Here is a 19,529-nt window from a genome sequence, read left to right on the forward strand (position 1 = left end):
GCAGCTGCCGAAGGCTGCGTCCGGCTGCGAAGCAGTCGTAAAACCTGAGTCTCGGATTTGTTGCTCAAACCGAGGCGAGTGCTTCGCCCTCGAACGCAGCCTTCGGCAGCTGCTACAAGAGCGATGCATTCACACGAAGCCGAGCATCCTCCAGCCTAGCCCGCATTGCAATGCTGGCAAGACCGAGCAGTCACAGGTTGTGCCACAAGCGGTACAAACTGTCACGAGCACTGTACCGAAAGCGTCACAGCCACGATCCGCCGGTCCGACAAAAACCACGCAAGGCCTTGATTTGCCTGACCCGCAGGGCAGTGGCCCGACCTTTGCTCTACGCTTATAGCAAGCGCACATGCGCCTCTCTCATAAATACAAAAGCCAAGGAGAAATCACCATGCGTTACGCTCACCCCGGTACTGAAGGCGCTATCGTTTCGTTCAAGAGCAAATACGGTAACTACATCGGCGGCGAGTTCATCGCGCCTGTCAAAGGTCAGTACTTCACCAATACCTCGCCAGTGAATGGCCAACCGATTGCCGAATTCCCGCGCTCCACGGCCGAAGACATCGACAAAGCCCTGGACGCTGCCCACGCCGCTGCCGATGCCTGGGGCGCCACGTCCGCTCAGGCTCGCTCACTGGTGCTGCTGAAAATCGCCGACCGCATCGAACAGAACCTGGAAGTCCTGGCGATCACCGAATCCTGGGACAACGGCAAAGCCGTGCGTGAAACCCTCAACGCCGACATCCCGCTGGCTGCCGACCATTTCCGCTACTTTGCCGGTTGCATCCGCGCCCAGGAAGGCAGCGCCGCCGAGATCGATGGCAACACCGTGGCTTATCACATCCACGAACCGCTGGGCGTGGTCGGGCAGATCATCCCGTGGAACTTCCCGATCCTGATGGCCGCCTGGAAACTTGCTCCGGCCCTCGCCGCCGGTAACTGCGTGGTCCTCAAACCGGCCGAACAAACGCCGCTGGGCATTACCGTGCTCATGGAACTGATCGGCGACCTGCTGCCGCCCGGCGTACTCAACGTTGTGCAAGGTTTCGGCAAAGAAGCCGGCGAAGCCCTGGCCACCAGCAAACGCATCGCCAAGATCGCCTTCACCGGCTCGACCCCGGTCGGCTCGCACATCATGAAATGCGCCGCCGAAAATATCATTCCGTCCACCGTGGAGCTGGGTGGCAAGTCGCCGAACATCTTCTTCGCCGACATCATGCAGGCTGAAGAAACCTTCATCGAAAAAGCCGCCGAAGGCCTGGTGCTGGCGTTCTTCAACCAGGGCGAAGTCTGCACCTGCCCGTCTCGCGCACTGGTGCAAGAGTCGATCTACGACGACTTCATGAAAGTCGTGATGAAAAAAGTGCTGTCGATCAAACGTGGCGACCCGCTGGACACCGACACCATGGTCGGCGCCCAGGCGTCCGAGCAGCAATTCGACAAAATCCTTTCGTACCTGGAAATCGCCAAGGGCGAAGGCGCCGAGCTGCTGACCGGCGGCAAGGTGGAAAAACTCGAGGGCAACCTGGCGACCGGGTATTACATCCAGCCGACCCTGCTCAAGGGCACCAACAAAATGCGCGTGTTCCAGGAAGAAATCTTTGGCCCGGTGGTGAGCATCACCACCTTCAAGGACGAAGCCGAAGCCCTGGCCATCGCCAACGACACCGAGTTCGGCCTGGGTGCCGGCCTCTGGACCCGCGACATCAACCGCGCCTACCGCATGGGCCGCGCCATCAAGGCCGGTCGTGTGTGGACCAACTGCTACCACCTGTACCCGGCGCATGCCGCGTTCGGCGGTTACAAGAAGTCCGGCGTCGGTCGTGAAACCCACAAAGTGATGCTCGACCACTATCAGCAGACCAAAAACCTGCTGGTGAGCTACGACATCAATCCGTTGGGCTTCTTCTAAACCGCCTGTCGCAGGCAAGCCACTCTCCTTGTGGGAGTGAACTTGCCTGCACATCGGTCCTTCGCGCCAATCCGGCAACCACGCCGGTCAAAAACAATAAGAACAGGTGAACCCCTATGCCTAGCGATCAAGCCAGCGTGCAGCCGGCTACCTCCTCGGTCGACTTTGAAAAAGTCGGCTCCGACTATTTCCAGCAACGGGAACTGAAAAAAGGTGCAGCAGGCTGGGTCCTGCTGGTGGGTCTTGGCGTGGCCTACGTCATCTCCGGCGATTACGCGGGTTGGAACTTCGGCCTGGCCCAGGGTGGCTGGGGCGGCATGTTTCTCGCCACATTGCTGATGGCGACCATGTACCTGTGCATGTGCTTTTCCTTGGCGGAACTGTCGTCAATGATCCCTACCGCGGGTGGTGGCTACGGCTTTGCCCGTAGCGCATTCGGGCCGTGGGGCGGGTTTCTGACCGGGACCGCGATCCTGATTGAGTACGCCATCGCCCCGGCGGCGATCGCGGTGTTTATCGGCGCCTATTGCGAGTCACTGTTCGGTATCGGTGGCTGGATGATTTACCTGACGTTCTACATCATCTTTATCGCCATCCACATTTTCGGGGTCGGCGAAGCCCTGAAACTGATGTTCGTCATCACCGCCGTCGCCGCCTTGGCACTGGGCGTGTTCCTGGTGGCGATGGTGCCGCACTTCAACGTCGCCAATCTGCTCGACATCCCGGTGACGGACGCCAAGGGCGCCAGCAGCTTCCTGCCCTTCGGCTACTTCGGTGTGTGGGCGGCAATTCCCTACGCGATCTGGTTCTTCCTCGCCGTCGAAGGCGTGCCGTTGGCAGCAGAAGAAACCAAAAACCCGAAACGCGACCTGCCCCGCGGATTGATCGGCGCCATGCTGGTGCTGGTGAGCTTTGCCCTGCTGATTCTGGTCATCGGCCCGGGTGGTGCGGGCGCCAATGCACTGCTGACCTCAGGTAATCCGTTGGTCGAAGCATTGAGCAAGGCCTACGGCGGCTCGACATGGATGGGCCACTTCGTCAATTTGGTAGGCCTGGCCGGGTTGATTGCCAGTTTCTTCTCGATCATCTACGCCTACTCGCGGCAGATCTTCGCGCTGTCCCGCGCCGGCTACCTGCCGCGCAAACTGTCAGAAACCAACAAGAGCAAAGCCCCCGTACTGGCCCTGATTATTCCCGGCATCATCGGATTCGGCTTGTCGCTGACCGGTCAGGGCGACTTGCTGATTCTGGTAGCGGTGTTCGGTGCGACCATTTCCTACGTCCTGATGATGGCGGCGCACATCACACTGCGCATTCGACGCCCCAAAATGGATCGGCCCTATCGCACGCCGGGCGGTATCTTCACCTCCGGTGTAGCGTTGGTGCTGGCTTGTATCGCCGTGGTAGCGGGTTTTCTGGTAGACCCACGCGTGGTGATTGGCGCTGCGATCATCTATGGAGTGTTAATTGCTTACTTTGCTTTCTACAGTCGGCATCACTTGGTAGCAGGCACGCCCGAGGAAGAATTCGCGGCCATTCAGAACGCTGAAAAAGCCCTGCACTAACGGCCAGAAATCACGGCGCAGACCCTGTCTGCGCCGTCACGGAGAATCTGTATGGCAAGTTTTGCTCACACGGTCGGCGCCCAGACCTACCGCTTCGCGAGCCTCAAGGACGTCATGGCCAAGGCAAGTCCGGCGCGCTCCGGAGACTTTCTGGCTGGCGTTGCAGCCCTCAACGACGGCGAGCGTGTGGCCGCGCAAATGGCCCTGGCGAACATCCCGCTCCCTCACTTCCTCCAGGAAGTACTGATTCCCTACGAGACCGATGAAGTCACCCGTCTGATCATCGACACTCACGACAAACACGCCTTCGCGGTCGTCAGCCACCTCACCGTCGGCGGTTTCCGCGACTGGCTGCTCAGCGATGCAGCCGACGAACAGAGCCTGCGCGCCCTGGCGCCCGGCCTGACTCCAGAAATGGTCGCCGCCGTGTCGAAGATCATGCGCGTGCAGGACCTGGTGCTGGTGGCGCAAAAGATCCGCGTGGTCACGAAGTTCCGCGGCACCATGGGTTTGCGCGGGCGGTTATCCACACGCTTGCAACCCAACCACCCCACCGATGAACCGGCCGGTATCGCGGCGAGCATTCTCGACGGCCTGCTCTACGGTAACGGCGACGCGATGATCGGCATCAATCCGGCCACGGACAGCATCGCGTCGATCTGCGCCATGCTGGAAATGCTCGATGCGATCATCCAGCGCTACGAAATTCCTACACAGGCTTGCGTTTTAACCCACGTCACCACGTCCATCGAGGCGATCAATCGCGGTGTGCCGCTGGATCTGGTGTTCCAGTCAATCGCCGGCACCGAAGCGGCCAACGCCAGTTTCGGCATCAACCTGAATGTCCTGCAGGAAGGTTATGACGCCGGCCTGAGCCTGAATCGCGGCACGCTGGGCCAGAACCTGATGTATTTCGAGACCGGCCAGGGCAGCGCCCTGTCAGCCAACGCCCACCACGGCATCGATCAACAGACCTGCGAAACCCGCGCCTACGCTGTGGCGCGCCATTTCAAACCGTTCCTGGTGAACACCGTCGTAGGATTTATCGGTCCGGAATACCTCTACAACGGTAAACAGATCATCCGCGCCGGCCTCGAAGATCACTTCTGCGGCAAGCTTTTGGGCGTGCCGATGGGCTGCGACATCTGTTACACCAACCACGCCGAAGCCGACCAGGACGACATGGACACCCTGCTGACCCTGCTGGGCGTGGCCGGGATCAACTTCATCATGGGCATCCCGGGCTCCGATGACATCATGCTCAACTACCAGACCACCTCGTTCCACGACGCCCTTTACGCCCGCCAGACCCTGGGCCTGAAACCGGCGCCGGAGTACGAACAATGGCTGGCAAAAATGGGCATCCTGACCCAGGCGGACGGCAAGATTCACTTCGGCGACAGCCTGCCGCCAGCCTTCCGCCAAGCAATGGCGCAACTGGGATGAGTGTTGAAATGGATAAACCTCCTGTTGATCCAGAGAATCCGTTGCTGGAGCTGCGTCGCCTGACCCCGGCGCGGATCGCCTTGGGCCGCACCGGCACCAGCATGCCGACCAGCGCGCAACTGGATTTCCAGTTCGCCCACGCTCAAGCCCGGGATGCCGTGCATTTACCGTTCGACCATGCCGGGCTGAGCTCGCAACTGGCCGAGGTCGGGCGCGAGAGTTTGTTGCTGCACAGCGCCGCCACGAACCGGGACAGTTATTTGCAACGGCCTGATCTGGGGCGAAAGCTGAGTGATGAGTCGGCGCAGACCCTGCGCGAGTACGCGCGGGCCAAACCTGGCGGTGTGGATCTGGTGATCGTGGTCGCCGATGGCTTGTCGGCGCTGGCCGTTCATCGCCATACCTTGCCGTTTCTTGCACGGATGCAAGAGCAGATAGAGGCCGAAGGCTGGTCCGTTTCACCGGTGGTGCTGGTGGAGCAAGGCCGGGTGGCGGTAGCCGACGAGATTGGCGAATTGCTCGGCGCAAAAATGGTGGTGATCCTGATCGGCGAGCGCCCGGGCCTCAGTTCGCCGGACAGCCTGGGGTTATATTTCACCTACAATCCAAAGGTCGGGCTGACGGACGCCTACCGTAACTGCATCTCCAATGTCCGGCTCGAGGGCCTGAGCTACGGCATGGCGGCACACCGCTTGCTGTACTTGATGCGCGAGGCTTGCCGGCGCCAGTTGTCGGGAGTCAATCTGAAGGACGAAGCCCAGGTTCAGACGCTGGAGTCGGACGAGGGTGCAGACATGAAAGGCAATTTCCTACTGAGCCCGCCGAATACCTGAACCGTTTCCGCATTGCGTTTCTGTTCCGGTTTCAGGCAGGATCGATGCACGGCTGCCCGAGTGAAGAACCGTTCGCCGTCAGAGCACGTGAAGACAGCCACTTGAAGACGAGACCTATCGATGCGGATTATTCAAGCGACCCTCGAACACCTGGACCTGCTGACCCCGTTGTTCGTCAAATATCGCGAGTTTTATGGCTCCCTGGCGTATCCGGACTCGTCCCGGGCGTTCCTTGAGAAACGCCTGCGACGCAAGGAATCGGTGATTTACCTGGCGCTGGCCGATTCCGACGACAAACTGATGGGTTTCTGTCAGTTGTACCCGAGCTTTTCGTCGCTATCGCTCAAACGCGTGTGGATCCTCAACGACATCTATGTCGCCGAAGACGCCCGCCGTCAGTTGGTCGCAGACAACCTGATGCGCACCGCAAAAAAAATGGCCAAAGAAACCAATGCCGTGCGCATGCGCGTATCCACCAGCAGCGACAACGAAATCGCGCAGAAAACCTATGAGTCCATCGGGTTCAAGGAAGATACCGAGTTCAAGAACTACGTGTTGCCGATCAGCGACGAGCTCTGATGCTTGCCGGCCTCTGTGATGAGGGATCGTGCGCCCTCATCACAGAAGGGTTATTTATTGTCACCAGACTTCCGGCCGCACCATAGACATCCCCCGCTACAATCTCGACGCGCGCTTCACCCCTCAGCCCGTATAATGCCGGCCTTTTCGGCTTGTAAGAAAAACTACACTCGTCTGTAGGCTTTCGCGAAGTCATCCGCACAGGCCCGCAGAGTCTGGCCGTCACCACAGGTGCCTCTCCATGGATTTCAACCCGATCGACCTTATCTTGCATCTCGATGTTTACCTCGACTTGCTGGTGAACAACTACGGGCCATGGATCTACGCCATCCTGTTTCTGGTGATCTTCTGCGAAACCGGTCTGGTGGTGATGCCATTCCTGCCGGGCGACTCCCTGCTGTTCATCGCGGGTGCCGTAGCGGCCGGCGGCGGCATGGATCCGGTATTGCTGGGCGGCCTGTTGATGCTGGCGGCGATCCTCGGTGATAGCACCAACTACGTCGTCGGTCGAACCGCAGGCGAACGTTTGTTCAGCAACCCGAACTCGAAAATCTTCCGCCGCGACTACCTGCAGCAAACCCACGACTTCTATGACAAGCACGGTGGCAAGACCGTGACCCTGGCGCGCTTCCTGCCGATCATCCGCACGTTTGCACCGTTCGTCGCCGGCGTAGCCAAAATGCCTTATCCACGTTTCTTTGCCTTCAGTGTCCTCGGCACCATTCTGTGGGTCGGCGGCCTGGTAACCCTGGGTTATTTCTTCGGCAACGTACCGTTCATCAAGTCCAATTTGTCGCTGCTGGTGGTGGGCATCATCCTGCTGTCGCTGGTGCCGATGATCATCGGCGTGGTCCGCAGCCGCTTCGGCAACGCCGCGTCCAAAGCCCAATCGCGCTGACTCGCGATGTGGTCCCTGAGCGCCTGGCGTCGCCGGCGCATCCTGGCCAGACACCCGATTGCCGACGACTTGTGGCAACGGGTGCGCCATCACTTGAGCTTTCTTGATGGCATCAGCGCCGCCGAAGACCAATGGCTGCGCGAAGCCTGCGTGCTGTTCCTGGAAGATAAACACCTGACCGCCCTGCCCGGCGTCGAACTCCATCAGGAGCAACGCCTGCTGCTTGCCGCTCAAGCGCAATTGCCACTGCTGCACCTGGGCGATCTGAACTGGTATCAGGGTTTCCACGAAATCGTCCTCTATCCCGATGACTTCCTCAGCCCCCAACGCCATCGCGATGCCAGCGGCGTTGAGCACGAGTGGGACGGAGAACACAGCGGCGAAGCCTGGCAACAAGGCCCTATCATCCTCGCCTGGCCGGGCGTCATGGCCAGCGGCGGCTGGGAAGGCTACAACCTGGTGATCCACGAACTCGCGCACAAACTCGACATGCTTAATGGCGACGCCAACGGCTTGCCACCGCTGCACCCCGACATGCGGGTCAGCGAATGGGCAAAGGTCATGCAACACGCCTACGACGACCTGAATAAGCACCTTGACCACAATCCAGACGCCGAAACAGCCATCGATCCCTATGCCGCGGAAAACCCCGCCGAGTTCTTCGCCGTCACCAGCGAATATTTCTTCAGCGCCCCGGATTTGTTGCACGAGGCGTATCCTCAGGTCTATGAGCAGCTGAAGCTGTTTTACCGTCAGGATCCACTGGCCCGGCTGCGGCAACTTCTGGCCGAGAACCCGGTCTATCAGGCACACGACTAAGGTCTCTACGACCCTTGGCACGTAGCATCGACGGCGGAATATGCCTATAATCGCCGCCACTTTTTGGTCAATCCGGCCAAGTGTTTTTGGTCAACTAACGGGGGCACCGCCCAATGAGCTACAGCAAGATTCCGGCTGGCAAAGACCTGCCGAACGACATCTACGTCGCGATCGAGATTCCGGCCAACCACGCGCCGATCAAATACGAAATCGACAAAGACAGCGATTGCCTGTTCGTTGACCGTTTCATGGCCACCCCGATGTTCTACCCGGCCAACTACGGTTACATCCCGAACACCCTGGCCGACGACGGTGACCCCCTCGACGTGCTGGTCGTGACCCCTTACCCGGTTGCGCCAGGTTCGGTGATCCGCGCTCGTCCAGTTGGCATCCTGAACATGACCGACGACGGCGGCGGCGATGCCAAAGTCATCGCAGTCCCACACGACAAGCTTTCCCAGCTGTACGTCGACGTGAAGGAATACACCGACCTGCCACCGCTGCTGATCCAGCAGATCGAACACTTCTTCGCGAACTATAAAGATCTCGAAAAAGGCAAATGGGTGAAGATCGAAGGCTGGGCCGGCGCAGATGCCGCTCGCGATGCGATCACCAAGTCGGCTGCTGCCTACAAAGGCTGAGACGCCACTGGCCTCGCGCCTGTGACGACTTGAAAAAAACCCCGGTTGATCCGGGGTTTTTTGTGGGCGTTTATCAAGGGCCTTTTAAACGGCGCGTTTATTCCGCGAACGCTACGTTTTTTCTTGTTTAATTTGTTCCAAATACGTCTTACATCCGGTCGTAAATTTCCCTCGAAATTTGAACGGTTCGTTTATTCAAAGCCCCGCCCTGCGCCCGTAGACTCGTGTTTATGAAAAAGAACACTAGCGGCCCACGGTTTAAAGCGCTCCTCGAAAAAGCGAAAATAACGACGACAGGTTTTGCCGCTTTCTTCGACACGGAGCCGCAAAATATCCATAACTGGTACACCCGCGGTGTGCCCGCCTACCGCATGGAAGAGGTCTCCAGACTACTCTCGGTAAACAGCGACTGGCTCAAAACCGGCGAAGGCCCACAAGACTCCAAACACCTGCGCCTGCTCGACGAAGCCGGCAACACCTTCGACGCCCAGGCCATTCGCGGCATCTACACGGTGGTCGAACCCACCGACGTCGAACTGCCCCTCTACAAGGAAATACCCATCGCCCCGGGCTCCTTCAAAACTCACGTCGTCGAAGACCCCGGCCAATTCATCCGCCTGCCCAAAAGTCACCTCGACTCCCTGGAAATCAAATACACGGATGTGTTCTGCGTCCACATGATCGGCAACGGCATGGGAGCAAGGATCGAGGACGGCTCCACACTCGCCATCGACCGTGGGCTGACCAAGGTGATTGATGGAGAAATCTACGCGATCGAACACGATGGGATGCTGCGCATCAAATACCTGCACCGGATTCCGGGCAATTCCCTGCGATTGCGCAGTTACAACAAAGCCGAACACCCGGATGAGATCTTCAATGCCGAGCAGATTGAGAAGCAGAACATCAGGGTGTTGGGGTGGGTGTTCTGGTGGTCGACGTTGAACAAACGGCGGCCGTCGGTGCCGTTTTTGTAAACGCACAACCCTTTGTAGCAGCTGGCGGAGCCTGCGTTCGGCTGCGCAGCAGTCGTGAAACCATTCACCGCGGTGTTTCAGGCACACCGCGAATACAGGATTCACGACCGCTGCGCAGCCGAACGCAGGCTTCGCCAGCTGCTACAGGTCATCGCAATCGCTCTATCCTGCACACCACACTGGGAATCCCCGAAAAAAATCAGTATGCTGCGCCCCACATTTGCGCATCACCCCGCCCCGCGGCGCTGATCGCACCGACAAGGCAGATGATTTTCTCGCCGAGTCCCACAGCCGGACGCAAGATCCGGGTGTACGTTTTGAAGGCTGGCGCGGTTTACCAAAAATGAACCAAGCCAGTCCCCGAGAAGCCGGCCACAAGCCGGCTTTTTAATGTCTGTCGAAAAGCTTCCTAACAGAGTCAGCGGTGCTGACAGCCGGACCCAAAATTGTGCATGAGGTGCTTGCACAATTGTTACGGCCGCTGTCTCTGAGCCTCACGGATAACTAAACCCCTTAACCAACGTCAACTCCCCCACCGCCCGCATCGGCACCAGAAAAGTCTCCATCTTCTCATTCGGCGTCCCTTCCTCCGTAATCACCGTCACCTGTGCCGTCGTCAGCGGCTGAACCGCCTCCTCCTGCCCTTCCTCATCACTCCGATACCCACCGCCGAAGTAATTCACATACACCAGATACTGCCCCTTGATCGGCGCCGGCATGGCAAATATCTCCGGGCCATACCCCGTCGTCACGTCGACATCCAGCGCCGCGCCATTGGCCACAACCCGATCGCCATACCAGATATGCGCACCGTCAGGCGTGATGAGGTGCAAATCCAGATCCGTACCATCGCTGTCCCAGGCCAGCAGCACCCGCAACTTCGCCGGAGTCGCACCGCCACTGGCATTGAGAAACTGCGTGCGATGCCGTTGCTGCCCATCCGGGCTGCGAACTTCGACGCTATTACTGCCATTGGGAAACGAGAACGGTCGGTCAAAGCGCCCAGCCGGATCGATCTTCAGCGGCATGCTGACGCCGTTGACGATCAACCGTCCCGGCTCACCGGACTTGGGCGCGGCTTTGATCTGACCGGTAATACGCGCAGTGTTGGCCTGACCCACGGGCGTATTCACCGATGAGGCCGGGTAGTTAACGGTCTGCCGAAAGTTTTCACCCTCTCCCTCGGCCGCGCCGATGCGCCAGCCGCCAACGGGCGTATCGAGTTTCACGACGCTCTCAGCCGCAAACACGGTCGGCAATACGCAAAACGAACAAAGGAACAGGAAGACCTGTGGATAACGGAGTTTCATGGCCTATTCCAGCAAGAGGTGACGGGCGAGCCCTTCGATGTAGGTTTCATCCTGGCCGTTGGGGTGTGCTTCGAAGGCCAGGTGCAGGTATTCGTGGGTCAGGTCGAGGCGGTCCTGTAGCGACAGCACGCCGCGCACGTAGATGCGCTGGCGTTCGCGGTCGACATAGGGGCGGCCGAATGCAAGACGGCAGACGGCGAAGGTGCTGATTTCGTTGTAGCCGACTTCGCCTTCCAACTGCGGACGCCAGCCGCGGCGTTGCTTTTGTAGCCAGTCTTGCGCGGCGGGCAGTGCCTCGCAGGAGGCGACGGGGTTGTCCCAGCGGCTGAGGCTGGCGCGTGGGTAAGCGTGGAGCAGGATGGCGTCGAAGCGCTGGCCGGCGTTGGCTTGTTCGACGGCGTGCTGCCAGGAGAGTTTGTCCGGGCCGGGCTGGTCGGAGTGATAGGTGACAGCGCTGCCGGCGAGGACCAGGTCGCTGGTCCAGGCAGCGATGTGACGTGATTCGGCGGTGGCCGGGCGTGGGGCGACGCGTTGGCGGCTGCTGCTGTCGTCGATGCTCAGGCAATCACCGTGGCGGGTGGCGTTTTGCAGCAGGTAGGTGCGGATGGCGACGGCCAGTGCTTTGGCTGCTTCAGCCGGTTCGGGTTTGGCTTCTCGTTGCAGGACGCGGGCGACGTACTCTTCGCGGTCCAGACGGGCGACCAGTTTTTCGCCCACCAGAAACAGCTCACCATCACTGTGGATATCCAGCTGATTGCCGTTGGCGAATTCAACACGATAGTCGCCCTGCAAAGGCCCGGAAGAAACAACCCGATCCCCCGCAAGAACACGCCCGATCGGATAACGGGAAAACAGACCGACCTCGACACATCGTCCTGCGTCCGCGGGCCAATCCACCGGCAACACCGAAGCCAACACCGCACCGTAATGACGAAGCACCATCTGGCTGGTCCCGCGCCCACCCGCCCAGATCGGCGTGCCATCCGCCATCCAACCGGCAAACCCGCCCTGGCGCGACGACGGATCCTGATCGCCCAACCAGCTCCAGGTTTTCACCCGCAGTCGGCCACCGAGTTCGCCGACGACATTGCCGTCAGCCGCATTGAGCACTACATCGAGCAACACCCGCCGCGCCAAATCCTGCGCCGGCATCACGGCCAGTACCTTCAGCAATTCCGCCACCGACACTCGCGTCGAAGGCTGCAACGAGGGCAAGTTCTGCAACCATTCCGGCGCCTGCCGAGCCTGCCAGTATTCCCGCCAGCCAGCATCGGTAATACCCAATCGCGCAGGCTCAAAGTACAAACCGCACGACTTCACCAACGCCTGATCACGGTCAATCTTGCCGCCCGCCGTGCAGCAATAAACTTCCTCTTTCGACTGCCCGCGACATTCATACGCCGGCTCACGAGCGCCGGTATCCACCAGCCAGCCGTACACAAACAACTTCCACAAACTGCCCAACGGTGCCTGCACATCAGCAGGCAACGGCTCGCGGGAAATCACCTGAGTCCGGTTCAGCGAAATCAATTCACCCTTGAAGCCCAGTCGCAACGGTTCCTCCTGCGCTGTCGCCAGCGCAGGAATCAAACACAGCAGCCACCAGACCAGCAGTCGGGTCATGTCAGTTGACCGTGACCTGGCCGAGGGCCGGTTTTTGTTCCTGGGCCCGATGTTGTGGCGCGTAGACCTGAGTGAAGCGCACCGGCGGCAGGTTGAACTGGCCTTTCTGCGAGAAGCGCACCAAGTGGCGCAGGCGCAGTTCGCCGCTCAGGGCATCGACCGGAATCGCGTAAGCCATCTGACCCGGTTCGAAACGGGCCTTCTCCAGCGCCGTCGGTTCGGTGCCAGCCTTACCCATCAACTTGATGCCCCACGTGGTGCGCTCGACATCAGCACCCGGCGGCAGCGGCACTTCGATCATGCCGTAGCGCAACGGCGTGGCGGCTTTGCTGGTGATGATCACTTCGTCCAGATACAGCGCGTCACTGGACAACGGTTTGTTGCCCACCGCTTCAAGCTTGAATTGGAACGCTTCGTCACCCGGCACCAATCGAGACAGGCGACGGGTGATGGTCACGGCCATCGGATCAATCGGCGGTTGCTTGGTCTGGAAGCTCAACGAAGCCCGCAACGGACGTTCCTGTGTCCCGGTCAGCGACAACACCGCCGGCACCGGCGAGGCACCCTGCCACGTCCAATACATCTCGCCGGTAGCACCGTATTCTTTCTTCCAGCCTTCACCCGGAGCCAGTGCAATCGTCGGCGACGCCTGCTCGATGCTGCGTTGCAACCAGGTCAGCGCCAACGCGCGTTCCAGGGTCGATTGCTGCGGCAGCAAACGTTGTAACAACGCTTGCGCGTGAGCCTGATCGAAGGTTTGCAGCGACAGGTTCAAGGCTTCGGCAAAAGGCTGAGAACTGACGGCCAGACGCTGTTGCGCATCGGGCAGTTGGCGGTTGAAAGCATCCGGTGGATTCACCTTCGATTGCTTCGCCAAAGAAGCGGTCAACGTACGCGCCGCCGCCAATCCAAGCGCCGAATCCGGATCGTTCATGACAAGGCTTTCTTCACCGTCCTCCATCAGGTTCGCGGCATTCCCCTCACCTGCTTTCGCCAGATCATCCATCAACCCACTGAGCAACGTGTTGACCGGCAATTGCATCTGCTTGGCGAACGACAGAATCAGCGCTCGCTGCAACAACGGCGTGTTTTTCGCCTGCTTCGAATAGACCTCCAGCACCCGCTGCCAATGCTCCGGCGGCAGGCTCAGTTCCAGCGCTTTGCTGGCGTGCCAGTCGGCGTAATAGGCGTAGGCCGTGAGGAACGCGTCCGGCTCACCGTCCATGCCCCACCAGGTGAAACTCGCGGAAGGCCCGGCCATTTGCACCAGGCGCAGACGGCTGTTTTGCATGATCAGGCGCAAGCGATCGCGGATTTGCGGGTTCGACGACAAGGTCGGATACGCGATGCTCAGCGGCAGCAATCGGCTAGCGGTTTGTTCAACGCCGCCGTACGGATAGCTCAGTAAATCATCGAGCGCCGAACGGAACAGCGCTTGCGGACTGTCATCCAGACGCAGGCGAATATCGCTGGCGTCTGCCGGCAAGGTCAGCGGCGTGTCGCCGCTGGCCACGTCCAGGCTTTGGCTTTGCGTGACCTGCCAGCCTTCGCCGGTCGCGGTCAGGTGCACGGCCAGGGCGTCAGCGGTTTTGCCGTCCTGCACCAGCTCGGCGGTCCACTCACCCGAGGCCAGCGCGAACGCCGGCAGCGCGATGTAGTTGATGCCGTTGTTGAGCGTTACCGGCACGCGCTGCTCGGTGCCGCCGTAATGGATGACCAGTTCAGCCTTGACCGGTTTTTCGGCCTGGCTGAAAGCGAACACACCGAGGTCCGGTTTGTCGCCATTGCGGAACTTGGTCGGGCCGCTCCACTTCAGGTACAGCGGTTTCTCCGAGCGCACGAATTGCTTCTTCTGCCCGACCTGACCGTCATCGGCGATGGCCCGCGCAGTGATGCGCCAGCGGGTCAGCGAGTCCGGCATTTTGAAGGTGAAGCGGATTTTGCCGTTGGCGTCGGTGATCAACTCAGGTTCCCACGCGGCGGTGTCGACGTCTTCGCGACGCGGCCGTTCCAGCACTTTCACGCCGCGTTCGCTGCGGTTGGCTTTGCCCGGTGCCCCGGGGCTGCCCGGCAGCGCAACGTCGTAGCTGATAAACGACAGACTGGCGCTGGTGCGCACGTTGTTACGGCGCGGGTGGTAGAAGAACTGGTCGATGGTCGGCGCGACTTCCGGTTGCAGCGCGTAGACCATTTCGTCGACCACGCTGACGGTCAGGTGCGCGGGGATCGGCTTGCCAGCGAATTGCGTGGTCAAGTCGACCGATACGGTATCGCCCGGCTGATACGCCTCTTTATCGGTGGCGATGGCCACATCGATTTGCGGCGCAATTACCTTGATGCCGGCGTTCTGGAAGCTGTACTGACCGCCCTTGGTGTACAGAACGGAGAACGTCAGGTTCGGCGCAAAATTGTCCTTCACCGGAATCCGCGCTCGGTATTGGGTGTCGCTGAGTTTTTCCATCTTCAGCCAGTCGCCGCCCTTCGACAGCAGCGCCGTGGACTCGACCTTGTCGCGCTCCAGCGACAACAAGGCATCGCTGATCGGTTCCGGGAACGTGATCAACGCCAGGGCTTCATCGCCCGCTTTGTACTCGGGTTTGTCGAGGACGATTTCTACGGTGCCGGGCACCGCTTTGACGCCATCGCCAGTGACCGAATGTCCGCTGGCGCCGACGACTCGACCGTGGTCATCCTTCAACGTCAGGTTGTAGGTGCCTGGACGGTCGAAGGCCAACGTGAAGCCCTTATCCGTTGCGGCGAGTTTGCCCTCGCCGGAGCTCTGGTCTTCCAGACGCACCCAGCTGTAGCTGCCCGGCGTGACCGCTTTGCTCTCCTCGCTGCCGCCTTCGTTGGCGTAGCTGAACGCAACTTTGTCGCCCACTGCGCTGAAGCGCTGCGGCGCGCTCAAACGGAAACTCGCGGCGCCTCGGTCGATGAGGATTTCCTTGGTTGTCTTGACCCGATACGCCGCGCCATCGCTGGCAAACACGGTGAGCATGTAGCGGCTCGGTTTCTCGGCGGCCGGCAGGTCGAGGGTCGCGTTGCCCTTCGAATCGGTGGTGAGTTCGGTGCTGGTCAGTTCCACCGGGAATTGCCCGAGGTATTGCAGCTCGTTGTCGACCATCGACAGTTGCTGGGCGCGCAGGCTCAGGGTCAACTTGGCATCGGCCACCGGCTTGCCGTCCGGGTACAGCAGCACCAGATTGCCCTTCACCGGTTCACCGGTGCGGTAATCCTGCTTGGCCAGATTCAGCGAGATTTCGAAGTGCGGCTTGATGTATTCGGCCACGCGGAAAGCGCTGCTGTAGGCCTGATCCTTGTAGCTGAAACGCAGTTCATAACCACCCGCCACGGCGTTGTCCGGCAACTGGAAACGGCCTTGGGTGCCCGCTTTTGAATCGAGTTTCAGCGCCAACGATTGCAGCGCAGTGCCGGTGGCATCGAGCACGGTCACGTTGACGTCTGCCGCGGTTGGCAACACCGAATCGCGCGCGTTCTTGAACTCGCGACCGACGATTTTCAGCGACACCCAATCCCCCGGCCGATACAGCGGCCGGTCGGTGAAGGCATAGAGTTTGGTGTCGTAGATTTCGCTGTCGTAATAGAAGTTCTCGGAGACAAACACCCCACCCTCTTCGTCCTCGCCGATCACGAACGAACGCTCAGGGCTGACGTGTTTCAAGCGCAGCAAACCATCGGTATCAGTAGCGCCACTGCTCATCACGCCGAGGCCATCGGTCCATAGCACATTCACCTTCGGCACCGAACTGCCTTCGTGTTTGCGCGCGGCCCACACCAGCAATTCATCACCGGCAATCTTGCTCACGGCCACGGTGTTGGAGACGAAAACCATGGTGGTCGCACGGTACTTGCCGATCAGCGCTTCCACCAGATACAGGCCCGGTTTCAGGTTGCCCAACGGGATGTAAACGTTACCCGGCGCGACACTGACGAATTCGCTGGAAGATCCGGCCAGGTTCACGCCTTCCGGCGGCTGGATCGGTTTGGCTTGCCACAGCGGATAACGGAATTGGCTGACCACCGGCAAGCCCGGAATCAGCGCGAATTGCGGCTGGGCGTCATAGGGCGTTGGCGCGACCATCGCGGTGCCCATCTTCAGTTCCGGTACTTCCTCGGTGACTTGCTTACGCGATTCGTAGGAGAACGCCCGCTGCATCACACGACGGGATTTGCGGTACCAGTTGTCCCACAGGTACGCGAGGGTGTTCGACAATCCTTCGCCCTTGAACTGGCCGTCGCTGACCACGCGGTGCAGGTTCTTCTGGCGCTTGAGGAAATCCAGCGGTTTGTCGATGCGATACACCCGGATGTCCGCGCCACCGTAAGGCTCCATGCGGAACCGGCGATAGTCGCGGCCCGGTGCTTCGAGGCGAACCATCGCCTGTTCGTCGCTGGCGAAACTGCTGTCGGCCAGCAGGAAAAAGCTTTCACCGGCCACCGGCGTGTAGCCGCTCGGCTCGACGGTGTCTTCGGCGTTGACCGCTGAAAACGGCAGCACCAGGACCAACAGCAAAGGCAGAAAACGCAACATGCGGGCACCGATCATTGGGAGAGAAAGTTCAGTCGATAGACGCCGATGAAGTTGGGGTTGGCTGCGTCGGGTATCCATCGGGTGTCCTTCCATGTCATGAGTTGCTGCAGGCTCGCGGAACGCATGCCGTTGTCAGTGGGGGTAGTGGTGCCGGTGTGATAGGCGATGTAGCGGCCCATCCAGATCATCAGGTGCTGGTCGTCGCCCTGATCGAAAAACATCAGGTCGCCAGGCCGCGCCTGCGACACGTCGCGGCTCACCAGATGGCTGTTGAACTGAATCAGTTTGATCGCGTTGACGTAAGGCCCGACCTTGCCGCCGCCCTGCTGCCATTGCTGGGCGAGGCCCCGTTGGGCTTCGCTCAATTGCAACTCGGGCGGCAGGTAACGGTTGGAAAGGCCATTGCTGCGCAGCCATTTATCGTCGTGGACTTTCAGCGCTTCGTTGGCGGCGAAACGCACCAGCCCGGCGCAATCCTGCTGATACCAGCGTGGGCTCGGGCCTTGGGTCAGTTGTTCCTGGGCGATGCGCACGAACCAGGCGCGGAACACCTGGGATTGCTGCGGATCCAGCGCTGCGGCTTCACTGGCAAATGCGCGACTGCCCAGCAACATCGCCAGCAGGCCGAGGCCTCGGATGAGTGAGGTCACAGGGCTTTCCATTCCAGCGGCAGCCACTGCCAATGGCCGTCAGGCTCGCTGCCTTCGGGCAAGGTCAGGGCGTATTTGCCGTAACCGCCGAGCTTGCGCAATTTCGGGATCAGGTAGGTTTGCGCGGCGTTGTAGAACACCGGTTCCATGTCCTGCGGCAGGCTGTCGAGAGTTTCCTGCTGCATCAGTTGCGCCATGGATTCCGGGCCGAAGTAGACCGGCATCAGCAGGTCTTTCGGCACCACGTCGGCCATTGGCGGGAAGCGTTTGTCGAGAGTGCCGAGGGCCTTGTCCACGAGTTTGTCGTCGAGGGAGAACAGCAGGGTCGAACCGTGACGCGCCAGGCTGACCTTCATGAACGCCTTGCCGGTGATCGCGTCCGGGTTCTCGGCATCCTTGGCCTTGTAAGGACCGAAGTTTGAGCTGACCTGGCGCTGCCACTGATGACTTTGGCCTTCCTGTTTCTCGACCACCGGGAACGCGTGTTCTTCAACGTTGGCTTCGTAGGCACCGACCATCGAACCGAACAGAGTGCCCAGGTCACCGTCGAGTTTGGCGCTGTCATCATCGTTCAGGCTGGCCACCAGCAACGGCGTGTACAGCCGCGAATCGGCGTACCAGCACAGCCCGGCAGCACCGGCCATGTGTTCGGTCAGGGACTGGGCGACGGTTTCGTCAGCGCCCAGTTTCACCAGCAGCGGTTTCTGTTGTTCAGCGGCGAGCGGCAAGGCCACGCAGGCGCTGGCGCCCATGGGCATGGCCTGCCAGATCGGTTTGAAATCGAAGTCCGGCTGGTTGTCCAGTTCGTCCATGGCGAGGAAGCTGTGCCAGCCCTTGTCGTCCATATCGAAGCGCAGGCCGGCGAAGTTCGGGATGAAACGCTGGTAACCCATGGCCAGGACGCTGGAATTGACCGACAGGCGTTGTTTCACTTCCGGCGCGCGCGGTGGCAGGCCGAAGGCTTCAGGGAAGAGTTTCTGACCGCCGAGCAACGCTTCCAGCGATTGAGTCGAAACCATCCCAGGCTCACCGATGGGGCCATTGCTGTTGTCGTACAGTTTCGAAGGATTGGACAGCACCACCAGCTTGTCGCCATGAGAGGCAAACAGCAGCGCTTTGCTGTTGTTGTAGGTGAGCTGATACAGCGGCACCGTATCGCCGACGACCTTGATGTCACCGAGTTGTGTCAGCTGCGTATCATCCAGCGCGACCTTGGCCAGCGGCTCCAGCACCTTGGCCAGGCCGCCGCGATCCATCACCAACAGAAAGTCTTTCAGGCGACCATCCGCCCCGCGCCACAGCGCCACATCCGCCGGTTGATCGAAGAGTTGCTCGATCAGGCTGTCCTGCAACTTCAGGTCATGCTCGTAAATGATCCGCCGCAGGCTGCCGATCAAACCAAGGCGATCGGCATGCGCTTCGTAATAGAAGACGAAATCTTCGGTCAGGGTTTCCTTGAGGAACGGCACCGCCAGCAAGTCCTTGGGCAACTGGCTCAGGGAATGGGTTTCGAGCAGACCGTCCGGGCGGCTCATGCCCAGTTTGTCGCTGGCCAATTCTGCCGCTGGCGCCTTGGGTTTGTGCATGAACCAGCCAAAACCGGCCGCAACGCCGGCCACCAGGCATAGCCCGATCAGCACGGCCGGCCAGCGGCGAGGAGTTTTGGCTGCAGGCGTTTCGGCGGCCGGAGAAACAGTGTTATCACTCATGTTCACAAAACCCGA

At 60.2% G+C, this 19,529-nt stretch carries 14 protein-coding genes; 9 read left to right on the plus strand and 5 right to left on the minus strand.

Translation table 11 applies throughout. The features are described from left to right. Positions 1-391: 391 nt before the first annotated feature. From exaC to ACA072_RS25670, 9 genes are all read left to right on the plus strand, one after another. A complete protein-coding gene (exaC, locus tag ACA072_RS25630; RefSeq protein ID WP_497621400.1) occupies positions 392-1,912 on the plus strand; it encodes an acetaldehyde dehydrogenase ExaC in 1,521 nt (506 codons plus the stop codon). Between the two features lie 116 nt (positions 1,913-2,028). Continuing rightward, on the plus strand, positions 2,029-3,477 hold the full coding sequence (eat, locus tag ACA072_RS25635) for an ethanolamine permease (RefSeq protein ID WP_497621402.1): 1,449 nt from the start codon (positions 2,029-2,031) through the stop codon (positions 3,475-3,477). A gap of 51 nt (positions 3,478-3,528) precedes the next feature. Continuing rightward, positions 3,529-4,923, plus strand: a complete 1,395-nt coding sequence (locus tag ACA072_RS25640) for an ethanolamine ammonia-lyase subunit EutB (protein WP_497621404.1) — start codon at positions 3,529-3,531, stop codon at positions 4,921-4,923. An 8-nt stretch (positions 4,924-4,931) separates the two neighbouring features. Further along, positions 4,932-5,756 (plus strand): ethanolamine ammonia-lyase subunit EutC, encoded by an 825-nt coding sequence (gene eutC, locus ACA072_RS25645; protein ID WP_497621406.1) that lies wholly within the window; start codon positions 4,932-4,934, stop codon positions 5,754-5,756. A 120-nt stretch (positions 5,757-5,876) separates the two neighbouring features. Then, entirely contained in the window at positions 5,877-6,335 is a 459-nt protein-coding gene (locus tag ACA072_RS25650; RefSeq protein WP_438661326.1) for a GNAT family N-acetyltransferase, read from the plus strand. A 241-nt stretch (positions 6,336-6,576) separates the two neighbouring features. Further along, entirely contained in the window at positions 6,577-7,233 is a 657-nt protein-coding gene (locus ACA072_RS25655) for a DedA family protein (RefSeq protein WP_438661325.1), read from the plus strand. 6 nt (positions 7,234-7,239) lie between these two features. After that, entirely contained in the window at positions 7,240-8,052 is an 813-nt protein-coding gene (locus ACA072_RS25660) for a M90 family metallopeptidase (protein ID WP_497621408.1), read from the plus strand. Positions 8,053-8,165: 113 nt separating this feature from the next. After that, positions 8,166-8,693, plus strand: coding sequence for an inorganic diphosphatase (ppa, locus tag ACA072_RS25665; protein ID WP_461977072.1), 528 nt, complete (start codon positions 8,166-8,168; stop codon positions 8,691-8,693). Between the two features lie 230 nt (positions 8,694-8,923). Further along, positions 8,924-9,670, plus strand: a complete 747-nt coding sequence (locus ACA072_RS25670; protein ID WP_497621410.1) for a S24 family peptidase — start codon at positions 8,924-8,926, stop codon at positions 9,668-9,670. A gap of 494 nt (positions 9,671-10,164) precedes the next feature. Here the strand turns inward: ACA072_RS25670 and ACA072_RS25675 are convergent, their stop codons facing one another. The 5 genes from ACA072_RS25675 to ACA072_RS25695 are packed head-to-tail and all read right to left on the minus strand — an operon-like array spanning position 10,165 to position 19,514. Continuing rightward, positions 10,165-10,980: a YfaP family protein gene (locus tag ACA072_RS25675; RefSeq protein WP_497621412.1), complete on the minus strand. Its 816-nt coding sequence runs from the start codon at positions 10,978-10,980 to the stop codon at positions 10,165-10,167. 3 nt (positions 10,981-10,983) lie between these two features. Next, on the minus strand, positions 10,984-12,603 hold the full coding sequence (locus ACA072_RS25680) for a DUF2300 domain-containing protein (RefSeq protein ID WP_497621413.1): 1,620 nt from the start codon (positions 12,601-12,603) through the stop codon (positions 10,984-10,986). A 1-nt stretch (position 12,604) separates the two neighbouring features. After that, positions 12,605-17,170, minus strand: coding sequence for an alpha-2-macroglobulin family protein (locus tag ACA072_RS25685; protein ID WP_497625046.1), 4,566 nt, complete (start codon positions 17,168-17,170; stop codon positions 12,605-12,607). Continuing rightward, positions 17,167-17,817: a DUF1175 domain-containing protein gene (locus ACA072_RS25690; RefSeq protein WP_497621415.1), complete on the minus strand. Its 651-nt coding sequence runs from the start codon at positions 17,815-17,817 to the stop codon at positions 17,167-17,169. The genes ACA072_RS25685 and ACA072_RS25690 overlap by 4 nt, the downstream gene beginning before the upstream one ends. Continuing rightward, positions 17,802-19,514 carry a DUF2138 domain-containing protein gene (locus ACA072_RS25695; RefSeq protein ID WP_497621417.1) on the minus strand — a complete coding sequence of 571 codons (1,713 nt, stop codon included), beginning with the start codon at positions 19,512-19,514 and terminating at the stop codon, positions 17,802-17,804. The genes ACA072_RS25690 and ACA072_RS25695 overlap by 16 nt, the downstream gene beginning before the upstream one ends. Positions 19,515-19,529: the final 15 nt, after the last annotated feature.

Source organism: Pseudomonas sp. LBUM1656, assembly GCF_059716065.1.